Source organism: Akkermansia massiliensis, from assembly GCF_018847375.1.
GTDB lineage: Bacteria > Verrucomicrobiota > Verrucomicrobiia > Verrucomicrobiales > Akkermansiaceae > Akkermansia > Akkermansia massiliensis.
Genome location: NZ_CP072036.1, coordinates 927,604 through 946,475, shown reverse-complemented (window position 1 = coordinate 946,475; position 18,872 = coordinate 927,604). Strand labels below are relative to the sequence as shown.

13 protein-coding genes are annotated in these 18,872 nt (G+C 57.9%); 4 read left to right on the top strand and 9 right to left on the bottom strand.

Annotated elements, in window-relative coordinates; genetic code table 11:
* Positions 1 to 683 precede the first annotated feature (683 nt).
* Positions 684 to 3,068: a hypothetical protein gene (locus J5W70_RS12740; RefSeq protein WP_257228529.1), complete on the bottom strand. Its 2,385-nt coding sequence runs from the start codon at positions 3,066 to 3,068 to the stop codon at positions 684 to 686.
* Between the two features lie 261 nt (positions 3,069 to 3,329).
* Here J5W70_RS12740 and J5W70_RS03935 point away from each other — a divergent pair, with 261 nt between their 5' ends.
* Complete coding sequence (locus tag J5W70_RS03935) at positions 3,330 to 5,072, top strand: cation:proton antiporter (protein ID WP_022396351.1); 1,743 nt, start codon at positions 3,330 to 3,332, stop codon at positions 5,070 to 5,072.
* A 12-nt stretch (positions 5,073 to 5,084) separates the two neighbouring features.
* On the opposite strand, the gene J5W70_RS03930 is transcribed toward J5W70_RS03935, so the two are convergent.
* Together J5W70_RS03930 and J5W70_RS03925 are read right to left on the bottom strand one after the other, a co-directional pair.
* On the bottom strand, positions 5,085 to 5,819 hold the full coding sequence (locus J5W70_RS03930; RefSeq protein WP_022396350.1) for a class I SAM-dependent methyltransferase: 735 nt from the start codon (positions 5,817 to 5,819) through the stop codon (positions 5,085 to 5,087).
* A 42-nt stretch (positions 5,820 to 5,861) separates the two neighbouring features.
* On the bottom strand, positions 5,862 to 7,280 hold the full coding sequence (locus J5W70_RS03925) for a cation diffusion facilitator family transporter (protein ID WP_022396349.1): 1,419 nt from the start codon (positions 7,278 to 7,280) through the stop codon (positions 5,862 to 5,864).
* A 561-nt stretch (positions 7,281 to 7,841) separates the two neighbouring features.
* Here J5W70_RS03925 and J5W70_RS03920 point away from each other — a divergent pair.
* The 3 genes from J5W70_RS03920 (at position 7,842) to rho (ending at position 12,280) form a co-directional block, all read left to right on the top strand.
* Positions 7,842 to 9,059 (top strand): hypothetical protein, encoded by a 1,218-nt coding sequence (locus J5W70_RS03920; RefSeq protein WP_022396348.1) that lies wholly within the window; start codon positions 7,842 to 7,844, stop codon positions 9,057 to 9,059.
* A 422-nt stretch (positions 9,060 to 9,481) separates the two neighbouring features.
* A complete protein-coding gene (locus tag J5W70_RS03915) occupies positions 9,482 to 10,237 on the top strand; it encodes a YebC/PmpR family DNA-binding transcriptional regulator (protein WP_022396347.1) in 756 nt (251 codons plus the stop codon).
* A 51-nt stretch (positions 10,238 to 10,288) separates the two neighbouring features.
* Complete coding sequence (rho, locus tag J5W70_RS03910) at positions 10,289 to 12,280, top strand: transcription termination factor Rho (RefSeq protein WP_022396346.1); 1,992 nt, start codon at positions 10,289 to 10,291, stop codon at positions 12,278 to 12,280.
* Between the two features lie 80 nt (positions 12,281 to 12,360).
* Here rho and J5W70_RS03905 read toward each other — a convergent pair whose 3' ends face one another.
* From J5W70_RS03905 to J5W70_RS03880, 6 genes are all read right to left on the bottom strand, one after another.
* Complete coding sequence (locus J5W70_RS03905) at positions 12,361 to 13,044, bottom strand: 7-carboxy-7-deazaguanine synthase QueE (RefSeq protein ID WP_022396345.1); 684 nt, start codon at positions 13,042 to 13,044, stop codon at positions 12,361 to 12,363.
* 131 nt (positions 13,045 to 13,175) lie between these two features.
* On the bottom strand, positions 13,176 to 14,225 hold the full coding sequence (locus tag J5W70_RS03900; RefSeq protein ID WP_022396344.1) for a coiled-coil domain-containing protein: 1,050 nt from the start codon (positions 14,223 to 14,225) through the stop codon (positions 13,176 to 13,178).
* Positions 14,226 to 14,381: 156 nt separating this feature from the next.
* Positions 14,382 to 15,953 carry a 3-phosphoglycerate dehydrogenase family protein gene (locus J5W70_RS03895; protein ID WP_022396343.1) on the bottom strand — a complete coding sequence of 524 codons (1,572 nt, stop codon included), beginning with the start codon at positions 15,951 to 15,953 and terminating at the stop codon, positions 14,382 to 14,384.
* Positions 15,954 to 15,972: 19 nt separating this feature from the next.
* Positions 15,973 to 17,226 carry a DUF1015 domain-containing protein gene (locus tag J5W70_RS03890; protein WP_022396342.1) on the bottom strand — a complete coding sequence of 418 codons (1,254 nt, stop codon included), beginning with the start codon at positions 17,224 to 17,226 and terminating at the stop codon, positions 15,973 to 15,975.
* Between the two features lie 24 nt (positions 17,227 to 17,250).
* Entirely contained in the window at positions 17,251 to 17,694 is a 444-nt protein-coding gene (locus tag J5W70_RS03885) for a hypothetical protein (protein ID WP_022396341.1), read from the bottom strand.
* 82 nt (positions 17,695 to 17,776) lie between these two features.
* Positions 17,777 to 18,850, bottom strand: coding sequence for a pyridoxal-phosphate-dependent aminotransferase family protein (locus J5W70_RS03880; RefSeq protein WP_215442798.1), 1,074 nt, complete (start codon positions 18,848 to 18,850; stop codon positions 17,777 to 17,779).
* Positions 18,851 to 18,872: the final 22 nt, after the last annotated feature.

Genomic DNA, 18,872 nt, shown 5'->3' with positions numbered 1-18,872 from the left:
TTTCCGCGCGGTTGCGGATGAAGGTCATTTCCCTCCGCAGGCCGGACCTTTGCGCGGCCAGGATGCCGGGAATGGCCGTTCCGGCGGAGGCGCTCAAAAGGTGGTTGGCCCTCGCGTAATCTCCGTCGTTCCAGGCGTTGGAAACGGCGCGGTTCAGGGAGCTCAGCTCCGTTCCGTCCTTGATCTCCCCGCAGTTCCAGAGCAGGACGGCCCCGGCGGCGGAATTGGAGGTATCAGCCGTGGCGAGCAGGGCGTTGTCCGCCTTGCGGGTTCCTGTCAGCACGATTTGGCCGTCCCGGTTTTCCGCATGCAGCTCGGAATAATAGGTGCCCAGCGCGCCGTAAGCGTTGATATTGAGGTAGCTGCCCACCATGTTCCCTTCAAAGAGAACCAGTTCCAGCATCCTTTCCGGCGCGGCGACGTTGGATTCAATATTGAGGGTGGTCCCGTTGCGGTCTCCCTGAATGGTCAGCGTGGCTCCGTCTTCCGTGGAAATGAAGGGAGTATTGGTCTGTGCCAGCAGGGGATTAATCACGAGCGTGATGGTGGAACCGTTCATGAACTGGCTTGTTCCGTTAAGGAGAAGCGTGGTATTATGGGCGGCTCCGGCGGAGGCCATGGCGAGCGTAAGCGTCCCGGTGGCATCAACCGTCAGGGAATGGAGCAGAATGGGATTGGCTGAATCACGGATCAGGGCCACTTCCCCTTCCGTAATGTTGAGGTTCAGGGTGTCTGACCCCGCGCCGGTGTAGGTCCATGCCGCTTTCCCCGCCTTGTTGATTGTGCCGTTCCCCTGGAAGGAGCCGGAAAAAAACGGAGGATTTTCCCGCATGGAGGGCGAGTTCCCCGTTGTTGAAGATCACGGAGCCTTTCCCCAGCAGGCCGCCCACCATGGAATTGCGTGTGGAGCCCAGGTCCAGCGCGGCGGCAGCGGATTCCGGACCCACGGCGACCGCCGCTCCGTCAAACCTGGCATTTCCGGACAGGGTGAAGGTTCCTTCCTGGACGGCCAGCAGGCCGGAACCGGCAATAGTGATGTCCGTGTCCAGCTTGTTGCCGTTGCGGATGGCCAGCATGGAATCCGCGTTCAGCCGTAGGATGCCGGTGCCGGTGATGGAGGCGTTTTCCGTCAGGACATTGGCCGTTCCGCTCATCTCCAGGGTGGCGTCATTCAGTGTTAGAGCGCCTTCCTGCCCGGAGAAACGGGTGGTGGAGGACGCATGGAAGATGGAAATGCCGCCTCCGTTCAGCATCATGGCTCCGTAGGCGGAGGATTCGGAAGCGAGGATGATGGCTCCGCTGGTGGAATCCAGATGGAACCCCGCGTTTCCGGCGCTTCCCAGCGTCAGGGCGCCGGCGCCTTTCTTGCTGAGCGTGCCCGTGCCTTGGAGAGTTCCGTTCCACGTGAGGGGATTGGCCGTATCCAGGGTGATTTGGCCGCCCTGGGCGGCCAGAACACCGTCTCCCGTAATGGAATGAATGACAATGTTCCGGGTGGCTCCCGCGTTCAGGGTGGAAGCGGCGGAATCCAGGGCCAGCGTAGCTATTTCCATCCGGGCCTGGTTGGTGAAGGCCAGCGTTCCCTGGGTGATGTGCAGGGTACCGTTCCGGGTACCGTCAATGTAGATGGCGTCTCCAATGGTGTTGCTGCCGTCAAAGGCAAGCGACTTTCCTTCCGCCAGGGCGACGGTGCCGGAGCCTACCAGTTTGAGGCCGCTGGAAATGGTATTGTCCGTTCCGGTCAGAGTAAGGGTGGAATGGAGAAGATTGATGGAGCCCCGGGTGCCGGTCAGCTTTCCGACCTCGGCTGTGACTTCCTCCCTGGCAAGCTGGGACACGCCGAAGGTTCCTCCGTTCATCTTCAGCTCCCCGATGGTGTTGGAAGCGCCGGAAAGCACCAGTCCCCCCTGCTGTACGTCCAGAGCTCCGCTGGTGGAAAAGCCGCCGCCCAGCACCAGGTTTTTAGCCCCCGTCTTGATGAAATTGGCGTCATTGCCGATGACCTCTCCGGCGCAGATGGAGTCCATGGCGGTGTTGGAGAGATTGACGGTCAGCGCTTTCCCCGCAGTGATGGTGACGTTGTATTCCGCCTTGTCTCCTCTGAGGGAGGGCAGGACGATAGTAGCGCCTTCACCCGGATCAATGGTCATGTTCCGGTTGACGAGAACGGAAGTGAAGAAATTCAGGTCAATCTGGTCCGTGATGGAAGCGCCGTCCACGGACGCATAATAGGTGGGGTCATCCTTGAGCACCCAGCCCATCTCCGCAAGGAGGGCTTTTTCCTGGTCGCTGGGGTTTCTCCTCTGGATGCCCTCCCCGATGGAATATTGCATCAGGGCGTTCGGGTCGCTTGCAGCGTCCACGTGGGACATGCTGGAACCGGGAGCGAAAACAAAGGGATTGTAAACAGTGAGGCCTCCGGAACCAATCGTGTAGGAAACGCCGGTCTGGTAATTGAAGCCCGCATCTCCCGGATGGTTGCCCTGGGCATCCGTGATCAGGGAATCCCAGATCGTGTAGTATTCTCCGTATGTTCCTGTATCATTCAGCGAGTTGAAGCCGACGTTATGCCCGATTTCATGCAGAAGGACGCTGATGAAGTCTGTGGCGTTCTGGGGCGTGGTATTGCCTGTGCTGAAACCGTAGACGGGATTGAATTGGAGCCTGAAATCCATTTCCCCTTCCTCCAGCACGACGTCTTCCCCTTCTTTCCAGATGACTTCCGTGGAAGTGGCCGCATTGTAGTTTTCCCCGTCGTATTCGACGTAATTGGAGAAAGAACCTGCCAGGACGCCTTCTTCAAGGGCCCCCCAGGAAATGGTCGCTTCAATCTTCCGGGAAGCGGTGTTGCGGAAGGTATCGTCCCAGATATTGAGGGTGGTGGTGACGGCGGCTATCTGGTCGTCACTCCAGTCACGGGTCCCCATCCAGTCCGCCGGACCGTCCCCGTTGCCGAGGAGCGTGATGTGGAAGTTCTTGGTAGTGATTTCATGGGTGGCTGCCCAGCCCATGGGGGCCAGGGTAGAGAGGCCCGTCAGACAGGATAGGATAGATAGGGTGAGTTTCATCAACACGCTTTATAGGAATCCCGTATGCGTAAAGTCAATTAGAAACGATTGAAAATACAATAAAAACGGAGTTTTTAATAAAAATAAAAATATGATAGAATCCTGCCAGGCCCCGTTTTTCCTGCCGCAGATTCCCCCCGGCAAGAAAAATGCGACTGCATTCCAGTGCGGCGCAATGCGTTCTTGTGAGGGGAAATCAAACGCGATAGCGTAGGAACGACCTGGTGGTCAAAGATACCCTCTTAGACTTGTCACGCGCGTATGGATCACGATTTCAGCCTCATCTTCACTTTTGTCGGCGGATTGACCGCCGCTCTCCTTTTCGGCCTTATTGCCAGAAAACTGCATTTGTCTCCGCTGGTCGGGTACCTGCTGGCCGGGGTAGTGGTAGGGCCGTATTCGCCGGGATTTGTGGCGGATTCCCACACGGTGGAGCAGTTCGCGGAGCTGGGCGTTATTCTGCTGATGTTCGGCGTGGGGCTCCATTTTCATTTGAAGGATTTGATTGCCGTGCAGAGGGTCGCGGTGCCGGGAGCCGTGGTGCAGATATCCGTGGCTACGGTGCTGGGGGTACTGGTGGGCTGGATGTTCGGATGGTCCACGATTTCCGGGCTGGTGTTCGGCATGGCGATCTCCGTGGCGAGCACCGTAGTGCTTACACGAGTCCTGGAAGACAACCAGAACCTCCATACGCCGAGCGGCCATGTGGCCCTGGGGTGGCTGGTGGTGGAGGACCTGTTCACCATTCTGCTGCTGGTGCTCATCCCCGCCGTGATGGAGGCGCGCCAGAGCGGTGCCGGGGACTGGAGCGGCATTCTCTACGAACTGGGCTGGATGTTCGTCAAGCTGTCCCTGCTGGTGGCCCTGACGCTGTTTGCCGGAAAAAAAATCATTCCGCTGGTGCTGCGCTACGTGGCGCGGACGGGAGCGCGGGACCTGTTTACGCTGGCGGTGCTGGTCATTGCTCTGGGCGTAGCGGTGTGCTCCGCGAAATTCTTCGGCGCTTCCATGGTGCTGGGAGCGTTCCTGGCGGGGATGGTTGTGGGGCAGTCGGACTTTTGCGCTCGCGCGGCGGCGGAGGCCATGCTGATGCGGGATGCCTTTGCCGTGCTCTTCTTTGTTTCCGTGGGGATGATGTTTGACCCGATGTCCGTGGGGGATTGCTGGCCGCTGGCCCTGGCGACGCTGGGGGTGGTAATGATCGGCAAGCCGCTGGCGGCCTATGCGGTGGTGCGGTGCCTGCGGCGTCCGCTGCCGCTGGCGCTGAGCGTATCCGTAGCCCTGGCGCAGGTGGGTGAATTCTCCTTCATCCTAGCCGGGATGGGGCTCATGTACAACATTCTGCCGCCGGACGCCAACCAGGCCATCATTCTGGCGGCCGTCGTCTCCATTTCCCTGAATCCCATCCTGTACCGCCAGATTGGCCCTGTGGTCAAGTGGCTGCAAAAGCGCGGCATCGGCCTTACGGATCTGGGCGGAGTGAACAGCCTGGCGCTCCCGTCGCCGGACGCGCGGCGCGTGGTGCTGGTGGGGTTCGGCCCTACGGGGCGCATTCTTAAAAGAATATTGAATGACAACGGGGTGGAAGTCATCATCGTGGAGATGAACATAGACACGGTCACCGCCATACGTGAACAGGGCGGAGACATCGTTTACGGGGATGCCAGCCAGCGTGAAATTCTGCGCCATGCGGGCATTGAATATGCGGAAAGCCTGATTCTCTCCGCCTCCATTCCGGATGCCAAGGAAATCGTGGGGGTGGCTCTGGAGCTCAACCCCCACATTGACGTGATGATCCACACCAAGTACATGAGGGACGTGGACGTGCTTAAGGAAGCCGGCGCCTCCCAGGTCTTCTCCTCGGAATCGGAAGTGGCTCTGTCCATGGCGGAATACTTCCTGCGGGAAGGCGGCGCGGACGACGAACAGATCGTTTCCGAACGCCAGCGCATCCGTGCGGAACTGGACAGGGAAGTGCCCGGAGCTTCCGCCGCGGGGCACTGATGACCGGGGGCGCTACTTCTTGCGGGCGGAGATAATCAGCATCATGGGGCGGCGCAGCTCTTCCTGCATGCCGGGGACGGAATCCAGAAGTTCACGGGACGGCTTCGGTTCCTCCATGGCGGTAACCTCAAATCCGCCGGCGGCCAGAGCGCCGAGATAGGAAGTAAGCGTCCTGTGATACTTGGTCACTTCTTCCCCCAGGAAAACGGCCTGCCGCGGTCCTTCCATGAAATAGCCGTCCACGGGCCAGTGCATGATCTGGCCGGATTCATCGTAATGCCAGTCTTGCGTTCCCTGGGCGGTGAAAACGGGATGCTCCACGGAGAAAATAAAGGCGCCTTCCGGCTTGAGCCAGCGGGAGACATTCCGGCAGACTGCCTGGAAATCCGGCGTGTAATGGAAGGCCAGGGAGCTGAGGACAATGTCGAAGGAAGCCTCGGGAAGCAGGATATCCTCCATGGGCATGCAGCGGTACTCGATAATGCCTTCGTTTCCCATGGACCTGGCTTTGGCGATCATCTTTGCGGAAATGTCCACGCCCAGCACGGAGGCCGCCCCGTGCTCCGCCGCATACCGGCAGTGCCAGCCGAATCCGCATCCCAGGTCCAGAACGTGCTTGTCATGGAAATCCGGCAGCAGCCGTTCCAGTGTTTTCCATTCTCCGGCTCCTTCCAGCCCCTTCACGGAACGGTCCATTTGACTGTATTTCTGAAAAAAGACGTTATCGTCGTACTTGTTTTGTTTCATGATGGGGAGGAAATGAACGTTGCGTGGAAATAAAATGCTGTTTTATTTGGCCGGTTTCAGAATGACGGTAACGCGGCCCAGGTGGTGCAGGGCATTTTCTATCTGGTCTTCCAGTTGGGAGGCGATCTGGTGGCATTCCCGGATGGTCAGGGATGCATCCGCGGAGCATACGCAAGTCAGGGTGGGGAAATTGTCCTCCCGTGCCAGGTCCAGCTTGAGAACCTTGCAGATATTCCTGTGCTGCTGGAGGATAAGGTTCACCTTCAGGCGGACTTCCTCCGGCGGAACGTGCTCCGGAATGGCGTTCGCCTTCATATCGCGGCAGTCCGGCTCAATGCGGCAGATCACCTTCTCCGGCTTGAGCGCATGCTGGACGGAATCCCGGAACGCCTTCACCACATGGTAGCCGCGCTCCAGAGGCCAGTCCGCGGGAATCTCCACATCCATGAAATAACAGGGAGCGTGTTTGCCGCTGCCTGCATAGAACCCGTGGATGCGGACATGGTGGCGCAGGGCCAGCCGGTGGACGACCGTGTCCGGCTCCATGTTGGAAAAATTCTCACGGGCCGGTTCGATATGGACGATCACGTCCGCTTCCGGCAGCTCGTACTTGACAATGCCTTCGATGGACTCCGCCACATCATGGGCGTCGTCCACGTGCAACTCCGCGGGCGCTTCCACGTCCAGCTCCACAAAAATGCGGGCGCCGCCGTCACGCAGACGGATGCGCTTGACCGGGTAATCCGGGGCGTTCTTCTTCATGGCGGTTAGAACCTGCTGCGTCAGGGCGGAAGAACCGCCGTCCATCAGGGCGTGAATGGAACGTTTGGCAAGGCCGAAGGCCACGGAACAAACCAGGGCCGCCACAAACAGGGCTGCGATGGCGTCCGCCTTCTCCAGCAAGCCGTGCCAGACGGAATCTGCGGGAACCAGGTGCGCCAGCCATACGCAGAAAAGGCCCAGCAGCACGACGGCGGAAGACCAGATATCCGTGGTAAAATGAAGGGCGTCCGCTTCCAGCGCCTGGCTCTTGTGCTTCTTGGCCACCCGGCGGAGCATGGCGGAGCGGTTCACGTCCACCAGCAGGGAAACGGCCACCACGGCGAAGGCCCACCAGGTGAGGGTGATCTCCGCCTCATTGTAAAACAGCCGGTCCACAGCCTCCCATACAATCCATGCGCAGGTAATCAGGAGCAGGGCAGTTTCCGCAAGCGCGGAAAGATTCTCCACCTTCTCATGCCCGTAGGGGTGGCTCTCGTCGGCAGGACGGGCGGCCACCTTCACGGCGTAAAAAGTCATGGCCGCAGCCATCAGGTCCAGGCCGCTGTGCAGGGCCTCGGAAATGATGCCCAAGCTGCCCGTCACGATACCGGCCCAGAGCTTGATGCCCGTCAAAAAGGCGGACCACAGGACGGAGGAAAAGGCCGCATGTGATTTTTCTTGGTGCGCTGCTTGTTCCATAAGACAGAGAAAAGGAAGAGGAGCATATCTAAGCCCGCCTCCCTTTCTTAGTCAATGATAACACAGACGGCGTTGAACTTCGGTCCCGTTCCATGACGGAATAGAGGTTTTCCCGGGAAAATGCGGGACAGAATATCGCGGATACTTTTAATGTTTATTATTATCTTGAATATTTTTTGAATGGATTTCTAATCAAGCCGGAACATGCCGGGCGTGTGGCGGAAATCCTTTTTTCCCGTGTAAAAATGATTACGGAGGTTCTTTCAACAAGGGGAAATGCCATCCTGTCCTCCCTCTGATGGACTGTGTCAGGAAAAGGCGGAGAAGGGGCCGGCAAAAGTGGTTATGCTCCACGTCCGGATGGTCGTGACATTTTCCGAAAATGGTTCTAAAAGATCAAATAAAGAGGGTTCGGTTTATTGAAATAATTGATATATCCTTCACATCATATTAGGATACATCATTCAGGGTAATGATATGGATCATGTTATGAGGTGTTCTTTATACATTTTTTTAATAGCAGTTTCAGGCGGGATAACTTTTTCGGAAGGGGCGAGGCGAATGATTGACCCGGTTGGGCATCCTGTGATGGATTTATGGGAGCCCCTCAACCCTGGCTATTCCGACCGGAAGTATCCTCCCGTCAATGGAAGATGGATTGAACAAAAGTTGATCGAATTCAATGATCATCAATATCTGCAATGGAAACTGATTCTTAATTGTGAAGAATGGATCGACGCGCGCCGCGGAACAAACCGGAAGCAGGGAGAGGCTTTGAATTTCCTGTCCGGATTCTACCCCAAAAAGGATTATGATGAAACGAACGACCGGGAATGGACGGACATTCAGGAATATGCGTTGTGCATTTACACCTATTTCACCGCGGATGGGAAAATCTGTGACCTTGACGATCAGGGCTATCACATGCGTGTGGTGGAAGAGAATAGGGGACGCAGGTGCGTCACTTTTTATGGTGTACGGGGAGAAGATGCCCTTTGTGCAAATGGTTACCACCGGGGAGAGGTTATTTGCCAGGAAGGGGCAGGGATTCTCAATGGTCCTTTCATTTTCAGGGAATCCTTTTTTGGAAAAGGAGATGATTCAAGAAGTGTCGTAAGCCAGGAGCCTGTGGATGTGGAACGTCCGGCTATTTTTCCGAAAGGACGAATGATCCGTTACCATCAGTACAAGGCAACGCCTGCCGTGGAGGCGGGCGTTGCCTGCCTGGAAGTTCATCAAGGATGGGAAGCGGAATTGACGGCTTCCACAAGAAAAACCTTTTATTTAAAAGAAAGATTTGGTGATTGGAACGATATCGATCAATTGCGGTTACTTCTTCCTGAAGATTTGCTTCAAGCAAAGTATTATCTGGACCCTTATGATGTAGCTGAAGCGGAATATACGGACAAGTTTGGCCGGTTGACTCGTGGCCTTCAGGGGTGGGCCCGGCGTTGTGCAGACCATTATGAACCTGGGAGTGATTTGGGAGGAGGCCGCGCCGTGAAGGAAATCCGCTATTACGACGAAAACGGAGAGTTAAGTTCCGATCATTTAATGAAGTGTGCTATTATCCGTTTTTCCTATCCGGAACATGGATTCCAGCAGATCAGTTATTTTGATGAGCATGGCAGGGAATTGAAGCATTTTCAAAAAGCAAGGGAAGGGCCTTTGGAAAAGGAAGAGCCATATAGTTATTATTCCATGTTAAACGAAGATATTACCTGCTATGAGCCCGACAACCGGGATGAAGGGGAAATAATAGAGCGTGAGGCGGACTAGCGGAGAGAGGATAAAGCGGTCGTCCATCTTTTCCTGGAGATGCTCGCGCTTTCATCAAATTAAATAAGACGGGCAGTCTTTCCGTAGAATGATTACTCCAGATTGTGGGAGGAATTGTTTATCCGGTTCCCTGGGGTTTGCTTCCATGCTTCCGTGACCTAAAAAAGTATTGCCAATGCTGGGGAATACGTTATTTTGCGTGTGTTGAGAGTGACTGCCAAGCGGTAGCCGGAGCCCCTTAAGGGAGTGCGGCGTGTTCCCCGGCAGAGTATCCGGTCCCTGTAACCTATTTACGGATGGCCGCACCCTGATTCCCTTCCTGCGTGGTATTTGCGAAAGACAATGTGTTCGCCCGGGTTGAAGAACAGTTCCACTTGTTAGTTTGTCTCTTTTCACATACACTTACTATTATTCCCAATTCTATGTCAGGACATAATAAATGGTCTAAGATCAAGTACGTTAAGGCTAAGGAAGATGCCAAGAAGGGCAAGGTGTTTGCCCGCTTTGCCCATGAAATCATGCTGGCCGCCAAGAGCGGCGGCGGAGATCCTGATCTGAACCCTCGCCTGAGGGCCGCCATTGACGGGGCCAAGGCCGTGTCCACCCCCAAGGAGAATATTGAACGCGCCATCAAGAAAGGCACCGGGGAACTGGGCGGCGCCACCATCCAGGAGATTACTTATGAAGGCTACGGCCCGGCGGGTACGGCTTTCCTGATTGAAGTGGCGACGGACAACACGAACCGTTCCGCTTCCGAGCTGCGCACTCTGTTTACCAAGAACGGGGGCAGCATCGGCACTCCCGGTTCCGTGGCCTACCAGTTTGAACGCAAGGGAGAAGCCCGCATCATGGCGGAAGGCCTGACGGAGGATTCCGCGATGGACCTGGCGCTGGAATGCGGCGCGGACGATGTGGAGCAGGGTGATTCCGACAATGAATGGGTGTTTGTTACGGACCCGACGGAATTGAACAATGTGTGCGCCGCCCTGCGCGAGGCCGGGCATACGGTGATTTCCATGAAGCTGATTTCCGTGGCGCAGAACGTTTCCGTAATTAACGATCTGGAGACGGCGAAGGCCGCCCTGCGCTTGTATGAAGCGCTGGACGATTACGATGACGCGCTGAACGTCTTCTCCAATTTCGACGTGGCGGAAGAAATCCTCGAACAGCTTGACTAACGCCGTTGTCTTTCAGGAGACGCCTGTTGTTGCAGTCCAATTTTCTTTTCCATGTCTGATACCCCCCCAGATTTGACTCCGGAACAGGTTTCTCCGGAGCCATCGCCCAAAAAACGTATTGTCCGCAGAGCCAAGTCTGCGGCGGAAGCTCCGGCAGAGTCCCACGCCGCTGCGGAAGTTTCCGGGACGGAACAGGGTTCTTCCCCGGCCCCCCGCAAGCGGACGGCAAGGAAGAAGGTTCCGGAATTGGCGGGTGAAGGGATGGAGAGCACGGATGCGCCGCAGAAGAAGAGCGCCCGCAAAAGCAGCGCTGAAATTCCGGCGGCGGAAGGGACGGAGGAAGCTCCTGCCAAGCCCCGGCGCGGACGTCCCCGCAAGAAGCCCGTGGAGGAAGTTCCGGAAACTGCCGGTTCCCCTGATGTTCCCGTAACGGAAGCTCCCGTCAAGCCGGTGCGCAGGCGTTCCGCCAAGACCATTGTGCCTGAAGACGATGCCGCAGAGGGCGCCAAAACGGACGCTGCCGTTTCCATGGCGCCTGCCGAACCGGCCGCCAGTCCTGCGGATTCTGCTCCGGAACAGTCCGAAGGAGGCAGGCCGAAGGTGATCCGCCAGAGGTTTGTGAGAAAACCGCGGGTACAGGAGACAGGGCCGGATGCGGATTCTGCCGCTCCGTCCATCAAGGTGGTACAGGAAGGCGCGACGGATTTCTCCGGAGATGCCGCGCGAGAATCCCATCGGACGAATGAACCGCAAAGGCAGCGTTTTGAGAGACAGAACCGCCGCAATAACAACGACCGTTTCAATAAGAACCGGAATAACCGGCAGGACGGCCGCAATGGCAGGAACGGCAATGACCGGGTTAAAAACCGCTGGAACAATAATCACCAGGAGGGGAATGCTCCCCAGAATAATGCTCCCCGTGAGCTGGCGCCCCCGGAACCGGTGGACGGCCTGCTGGAAATCACGAATAAGGGATTCGGCTTTTTAAGGAAGCCGGATAATGATTTTGACGCTTTTGCGGAAGCCGTGTACGTTCCGCAGGACATGATCCGCAAGTTCGGCCTGCGTCCCGCCGTTTGGGTGCATGGACAAGCCTGCCGCCATGACCGCGGCATTCTTCTGACGGAGATATCCGCCGTCAACGGAGATGCTCCGGAGAAGGCCCGCAAGAGCCCGCATTTTGAAGAGCTCAAGGCGGTCAATCCGAATAAGCGCATTTCCTTTGAAACCCGTCCGGAGCGCTATACCACGCGCACGCTGGACCTGATTGCGCCGATCGGGCGCGGCCAGCGCGGCCTGATCGTTTCTCCGCCCCGCGCGGGGAAGACGACGCTGCTGCAGCACATGGCGGAAGCCATTCTGGAGAATTACAAGGATTCCATCCACCTGATGGTGCTGCTGGTGGACGAACGCCCGGAAGAAGTGACGGAGTTCAAGCGTTCCCTTCCCGGAGCCGAGGTATACGCTTCTTCCAATGACGGCAGGGTGCGTGACCACTGCCGCATGGCGGAGCTTTGCATTGAGCGCGCCAAGCGGCTTGTGGAAGCCGGCCAGCATGTCTTCCTGCTGATGGATTCCATCACGCGCCTTGCCCGTGCCTATAATAACGCGGACAAGGGGAGCGGCCGCACCATGTCCGGCGGCATTGATGCCCGTGCGCTGGAAATGCCCCGCCGTCTTTTTGCCGCCGCCCGCAATACGCGCCAGGCCGGTTCCCTGACCATCATCGCCACTGCACTCGTGGAAACCAACAGCCGTATGGATGACCTGATTTTCCAGGAGTTCAAGGGTACGGGCAACATGGAGCTTGTCCTGAACCGCCGCATTGCGGAGCAGTATATCTTCCCGGCCGTGGATATCCTGAAATCGGGAACGCGCCGGGAAGAACTCATCATGCCGGAAGCGTGGCTGTACAAAATGAACCTGATCCGCCGCGCGCTGGCGGGGCACAAGCCTGTAGAGGCCATGGAACGCTTCCTGTTTTTCCTGAACAAGTACCCAAGCAACGCCCAGATGCTACTGGACCTGAAGCAGAAGGCATAAGCTGCCGGAATGATGGGGCGAAGAGCTCCACGCAGGATGCCTGCCAGGGAATATTTTCCTTTGACTATACAAGGGCGTTTTCAAACGCCCTTTTTGCTGTCCCAAATGGCGATGTGCAGGCGGTCTGAAAAGCGGAGGCCATAACGGAGGCACCATTCCACCGTCTGCGCGCGCATGGCGTCCAGCTCTGCCCGTGTGGAGGCCAGTGGCATGAGCAGGATGCGTTCTGCGGGAATGTCTGCCCCAGAAGCCTGCCGCAGGGCGGTTTTTACATCTTCCTCGCACGCCACTACGAATTTGAACCACGCTTTTTCCGTGGAAGCCAGACGGCGCAGGACGTCCGGTTTCCATGTTCTGGCGGTTTCATTGCCGGAGTGGGGGAGTTTGGGAGACACGTTGAATTGCGTGATGCGTTCCAGCAGTTCCGCATCCGGCATAATGGTGCCGTTGGTTTCCAGCTCCACGGCATGGTCCGGCAGCAGGCGCAGCAGGGCGGGAAGGGCTTTTTGCTGAATGAGCGGTTCTCCCCCGGTCAGTACCAGGCGGCGGCATGGATAACGGAGCGCCAGTTCCGCCGCCTTTTCAGGCGTGAGCCGCACTCCGGGAACTGTCCCGTTCCAGGAGTACGCCGTGTCACACCAGGAACAGGCCAGGTTGCAGCCTGCCAGGCGCAGAAAGACGCAGGGAGTCCCCTGGGAGACGCCTTCCCCCTGGATGGAATGGAAAATTTCCGGTTGTCCGTGAAGCTGGGCCAGTGTGAGCATGATCAGGCAGGCCTGAGACTACCATATCCCTGCCGCCCGTCAACGCCTCCCTGCGGAGGGCTCCGGAAGAGCGGCAAACGGGACGCAGGAGCTTTTCTTCATTCCGTGCCCTCAAGTTTTCAGGAACACGCTCAGCCGTTGCTGCGGCGGAAGGCCCCCACCGTGAACAGGAGGAGGATGAATCCCACAACGGAGGCAGCGCCCGTGAACAGCTTCTGGAAGGAGGCATGGTCCTTTTCCTCCTTCTCCAGCTTTTTTACTTCTTCTCTGGAAGACTTGCGCATTTCAGCTCGGGCCTCGTCATAGGTCCGGGACGCCTGTTCCTCTTCTTTCCGGGCTTGTTCCAGAGCGTTCCGGACGGCTTTGGACTGCTCCCTGTATCCGGCTGTAGCCAGCAAATCGTCATCTCCCGGGTCCGGGGCGGCGGTTTCTTCCCGGTCATCGTCGGTTAAGGCCTTGTTTTTCTGTTCGGTGAGTTTTTCCTCCGCTTTCTGCATCAGTAGCTGCTGCTTGCCGGTTTTTTCTTCCAGGGCTTCCAGGGCGGCGTCCAGAGCCTGCATTTTTTTCTTTGTGGCGGAGGTTTTCAGGCGAATGAAGGCTATTTGCGATTGAAGTTCCGAGATGTTCTCCTTCTGGGGAGCGGCTCCTGAAAATTTCTTTTTGGCTTTGGCATCCTCCCGGTTCTTGGCCAGTTCCCGTTCGGCCTGCCCCAGTTCCGCCTGAATACTTCTCTGCTTGTCGGCCAACTTCGCAAGCAGGGTTTTCATTCCCTCCCTCTTTTGAAGCAGTTCTTCCCTGGCGGACTTGGAGTTTTCCCTCTGCCTGCTCATGCGGCGGCGCAACTGGTCAATCCTCTGGTCGTGTTCCTTCACTTCCTCCTGCTGGTCCGCCATGCTTTTTTGGTAGGCGGCAACCTGGGCTTCCTGCTGCTGCTGTCTTTTCTGCTCAAGATAGGTTTCCCGGAATTTTTCCATGGCCTCTTCCGCCGTCCGGGTGGCGTCCTGGGCTTCATCCAGTTTCTTCCGGGTCTGGCCGACGGTTTTCTCCAATATTACGGCCTCCTGTTCCATGGCTGTTTTCCGGGCGGCCAGTTCCTTTCCTTCCGGGGAGATATGGTGTTGATAGTACCAGACGGAGAATCCGGCGGTTAAAATGGTCAGGAGAAGCAGTACATAGCGCATGAGAGTGTTCCAACGATTCGGGTAAAAGTACAAAAAGGAGTGTGCCTTGTCAACATGGCAGAAATAAAGGCAACCCGCCTCCCTCCGGAAATGGAGGGAAAGCGGGCTGCCTGGAAGGCGGGTTCCGGAAGAGTCCGGAAATGAGTCTAATTCCTGTTAAAGATTCAGGGAGAAGGCGGAGATGGCATCTATCTCTTCCGCAATCTTGTTCAGCAGTTCATCGGAAACGGGTTTGTTGGTCTTGAGGACGGCCAGGGCTTCCCGCGTGGCGTGATCGGCCGGAGCGGCGATGTTGTCAATGTTGATGCCGTTGGAGTACAGGGCGGAACCGATGGTGGCGATGATGCCGGGACGGTCCTTGTAATGCAGGAACAGCGTTGTGCCGCGCAGGTCCGCATACAGCCCGTTGAAGTTGTTCAGGCGGGAGACCATGGGAATGCCTTCCGTCACCACGCCGCGCACGCTGGTGTTGAAATATTCCCCCTCATCTTCCATCACCACGTCCAGCGTGATGGAATCTTCATAGGGCTTGTCGTCCTTGGGCTCCCGCGCCTTGAAGACGATGCCGTGCTCCCGCAGGGATTCTTCCGCGGCGGCGGGCATGAGGCCCTTTTCCGCGTGCGGCAGCAGCCCTTCCAGAATGGGGGCAGTGAACCATTTGCGGAAGACGCGCAAGTTGCCGTAGAAGGTGCATTCCACCCGGCGGATAGGCTTGTTGCCTCCGGCTTTGCGGGCCAGGGCAGCGAGCAGGAAAGCCAGTTGGAGATGGGCCGGATTGAGACCGTTGGGGGATTCCCCGTTCACCACGCAGGAGGTGTCTCCGTCAGAGAAATAGGCCACCATCTGTTCCGCGGCGCGCTTGGCCGCCTTCGTGTTGGCTTCCCGGGTGTTGGCGCCCAGGTGGGGAAGGATGAGGTCCGCCACGGCGGCGGAAGGTTTTTCTCCGGGCGCGTCCTTGGGGTGGACGTCCGTCAGGTAGCCGATGTTTTTGCCCGCGGCCTTGGCGGCGGCCAGCGCTTCTTCATCCACCACGCCGTAGCGGGAGCAATTGATGAGCACCGCGCCGTCCTTCATGCTGTCGATAAGTTCCGCGTTCACCATGTGGTGGGTGGAGGGACCGCCCGGAACGTGCAGGGTGATGATGTCGCACTGGGAGAAGATGTCTTCAATGCTGGTGGGGGTGACGCCGATGTTCAGGGCGCGCTGGCGGGCCAGAAAGTGGTCGTAGCCCAGCAGGGTGGGTTCAAATCCCTGGAGGCGCTTGACGAGGTTGCGGCCGATGTTGCCCAGGCCGATGATGCCCACGGTTTTTTTGGTCAGCTCGCTGCCCATGTATTTTTTCTTTTCCCACAGGCCTTCCCGGGTGGTGGCGTCCGCCTGGACGATGTGGCGGTAATACGCCAGAATCATGGCCATGACTTCCTCCGCCACGGCGTTGGAGTTGGCGCCGGGGGTGTTCATGACGTCCACATTCTTCTTGCGGGCGTACACGATGTCAATGTTGTCGTAGCCGGCTCCGGCGCGGATGACCAGCTTCAGGGAGGGGAGGGCGTCCATGATTGCCGGAGTGACTTTTTCACTGCGGACGATCAGGGCCACGGTGTCCGGATGGGCGGCGGCCTGTTCTTCCAGAGGCGTGTCGGCGTCCTGGACGACTTCATAGCCGGCCGTTTTAAGCGTATTGGCCGCTACGTCGGAGAGTTTGGTGGGAATAAGAACCTTGTTCATGTTGGTATGGTGGAAAATGTCATTGTTCAATGGTATGGACAAAAAGTCCGCTGCGCAGCTTGGGCTCAAACCACGTGGACTTGGGGGGCATGATTTCCCCGGCATCCGCCACGCGGAAGAGGTCGTCCATGGTGACGGGGTACAGGGAGAAGGCCAGCGCCATTTCTCCGGAGCAGCGGCGTTCCAGTTCTCCCAGGCCGCGGATGCCGCCTACGAAGTCGATGCGGTCGCTTGTGCGCGGATCGTCAATGCCCAGGATGGGGGCCAGCACATTCGCCTGGAGAATGGCGCAGTCCAGGCTTTCGATGGGATGGTCCGCCGGGAAGGTTCCCGGTTTGGCGGTGAGGGAATACCACCGGCCGTCCAGATACATGCCGAATTCGTGCTTGGCGCGGGGGGCGTAGCCTTCTCCGGGAACGGCGTCCGCAGGCGCCACGTCAAAGGAGGCGCGGAGCTTTTCCAGGAATTCTTCCCTGGCCAGGCCGTTCAGGTCGCGCACGACGCGATTGTAGTCCATGATGAAGAGGTCTTCATCACAGAAGACGACGGCCATCAGGTAATTGAATTCCTCCTGTCCCGTGTAGTCCGGGTGCTCCTTGCGCCGCCTGGCGGAAACGGCGGCGCTGGACGCCGTACGGTGATGGCCGTCCGCTATGTAAAGAGCATCCACTTCTTCAAAGCCTTTGCGGATGGCTTCCACCGTGCCGGGATCGGAGACGGGCCACAGGATGTGGGTAACGCCGTCGTCCGTGGTGAAATCGTACTCCGGTTTGTGGAATTTGATCCATTCCCGGATGATGCCGGAAAGGCCCTCGTGCTTGCGGTAGGCCAGGAATACCGGTTCCGTCTGGGCGGAACAGGCGTCAAAGTGCTCAATGCGGTCCAGCTCTTTTTCCCTGCGGGTCAGTTCATGCTTTTTGATGACGCCGCTGGCGTATTCATCCACGGAGGCGCAGCCGACGATGCCCGTCTGCACGCGGCCCCACATGATCTGGCGGTAAATGTAGAAGGAAGGTTTTTCATCCCGGACGAGGTAGCCCTTGCGGACGAATGCTTCCAGGTTTTCCCGCGCCTTGGCATAGGTTTCCGGGGCGTGGATGGAGGTTTCGCTCGTGTCGATGTCGGAGCGGCAGATGTGGAGGAAGGAGGCGTCGTTTCCGGCGGCCATTTCCCTGGCCTCCCGGTGGTTCATGACGTCATAGGGGAGGGAGGAAACCCGCGCGGCCAGTTCCCGGGGCGGACGGAGGGCGGGGAAGGGATGGAGTGTGGACATGGAAAAATGAGAGAGTACAGAAGGTTAATGACGGAGGGTGCAATGATATAGCGCACGGATGCCGGAGACAAGCCCCGCCAAAATACATGCCGCAATGAACAGCAGCAGGTACCGCATGGGCGCTCCTGCCGCTTTGAGAAAATCCAGGGGCTTGAACAGGAGAAGCCGGACAAACTCTCCGCCTCCCGGAATGCTGTTCAACAGCAGGAGCATCCCGATGAGCAGCAGGAACAGGCTTGCCGCGGCGGCCATGCTCCATGTGCAGGAGCGTGCCATTTCCCCCGCCTGTTCCCGGTCCAGGCGTTTTTTCACCAGGATCAGGTAGTACGGAACAAGCATTAGAAAGAAGGCTCCGGACCAGGGGCGCATGGCTTCATTCAAGGCTCCGGCGATGATGAGGGCCGTCAGGACGCAGGCGGAGGCGATGATGAACAGAGCCTGGAGCGCCGTGTGAAGAACCTTGTTCATGGCGGCTGTTCCGTTCATTCTCCGGAGGAGGCGTTCTTCCCTCTTTCCCGGGCGGGGCCGGAAAAGAGGGAAGGGAAAACGCTTACTTGAGTTTCAGGATGTCCACGATGTTGGACGTGATGGAGCGCATGTCGTCCATCGTCAGCTCACCCATGTGGGCGATGCGGAAGGTCTTGTTCTTCAAATCCCCGTAACCGTTGCCGAGCTGCATGCCGCGTTCGATCAGCACGTTGTTCAGGGCGGCGATGTCAATGTCCCTCGTGTTGCTGATGACCGTCAGGGTGCGGGAAAGATGGTCCCGGTTGGCGAAGACGCTGAAATATTCATCCGCCCAGGAGCGCACGAATTCCGCCATGGCTTCATGGCGCGCAAAGCGGTTTTCCACGCCTTCCTGCATGATGCGCTGGAGCTGGAGGTCCATGGCGTACATGATGGAGACGCAGGGGGTGTTCGTGTACTGGTAGTCCTTTTTCTGGATAGTGTCGTAAATGGAGCGCAGGTCAAAGTAGCAACCGCGGTTGGGGACGGAGGCGGTGCGTTCATAAGCCTTTTGGGACAGCGTGCAGACAGCCATGCCGGGGGGGAGCGCCAGCGCCTTCTGGGTGGAGGTCACCAGCACGTCCACGCCCAGCCTGTCCGTTTCAATCCGGGAGCCGGCGGCGGAACTTACCGCGTCCATGCACCATACGACGTCCGGGTATTTTTTGAGTACTTCCGCAATTTCCTCCACCGGGTTCTGGACGCCGGTGGACGTTTCATTATGGGTGATGCAGATAGTGTCGTACTTGCCGGTGGAGAGGGCGCCGTCCACCATTTCCGGGGTGGTGGGCTGGCCGAGTTCGCTCTTGAAAATGTCGGAGGGAACGCCGTTGCCCGTGGCAATCTTGTACCATTTGTCGCCGAAGGCGCCCACGGAAAAAATGGCGGCTCGCTTGGCGGTGCAGGAACGCACGGCGCCTTCCATCAAGCCCGTACCGGAGGAAGTGGAGAGCAGGATTTCCTGTTCCGTCAGCAGAATGCGGCGCAGATTGTTGGAAATGCGGCGCTGCAGGGCGGAAGCCGCCTTGGATCGGTGCCCCATCATCGGGCCGCTCATGGCGGCAAGTACTTCAGGTGCTACTTCAGTGGGTCCGGGAATGAATAATTTGGTTGCCATTTGTTTTAAAAACTGGGTACGT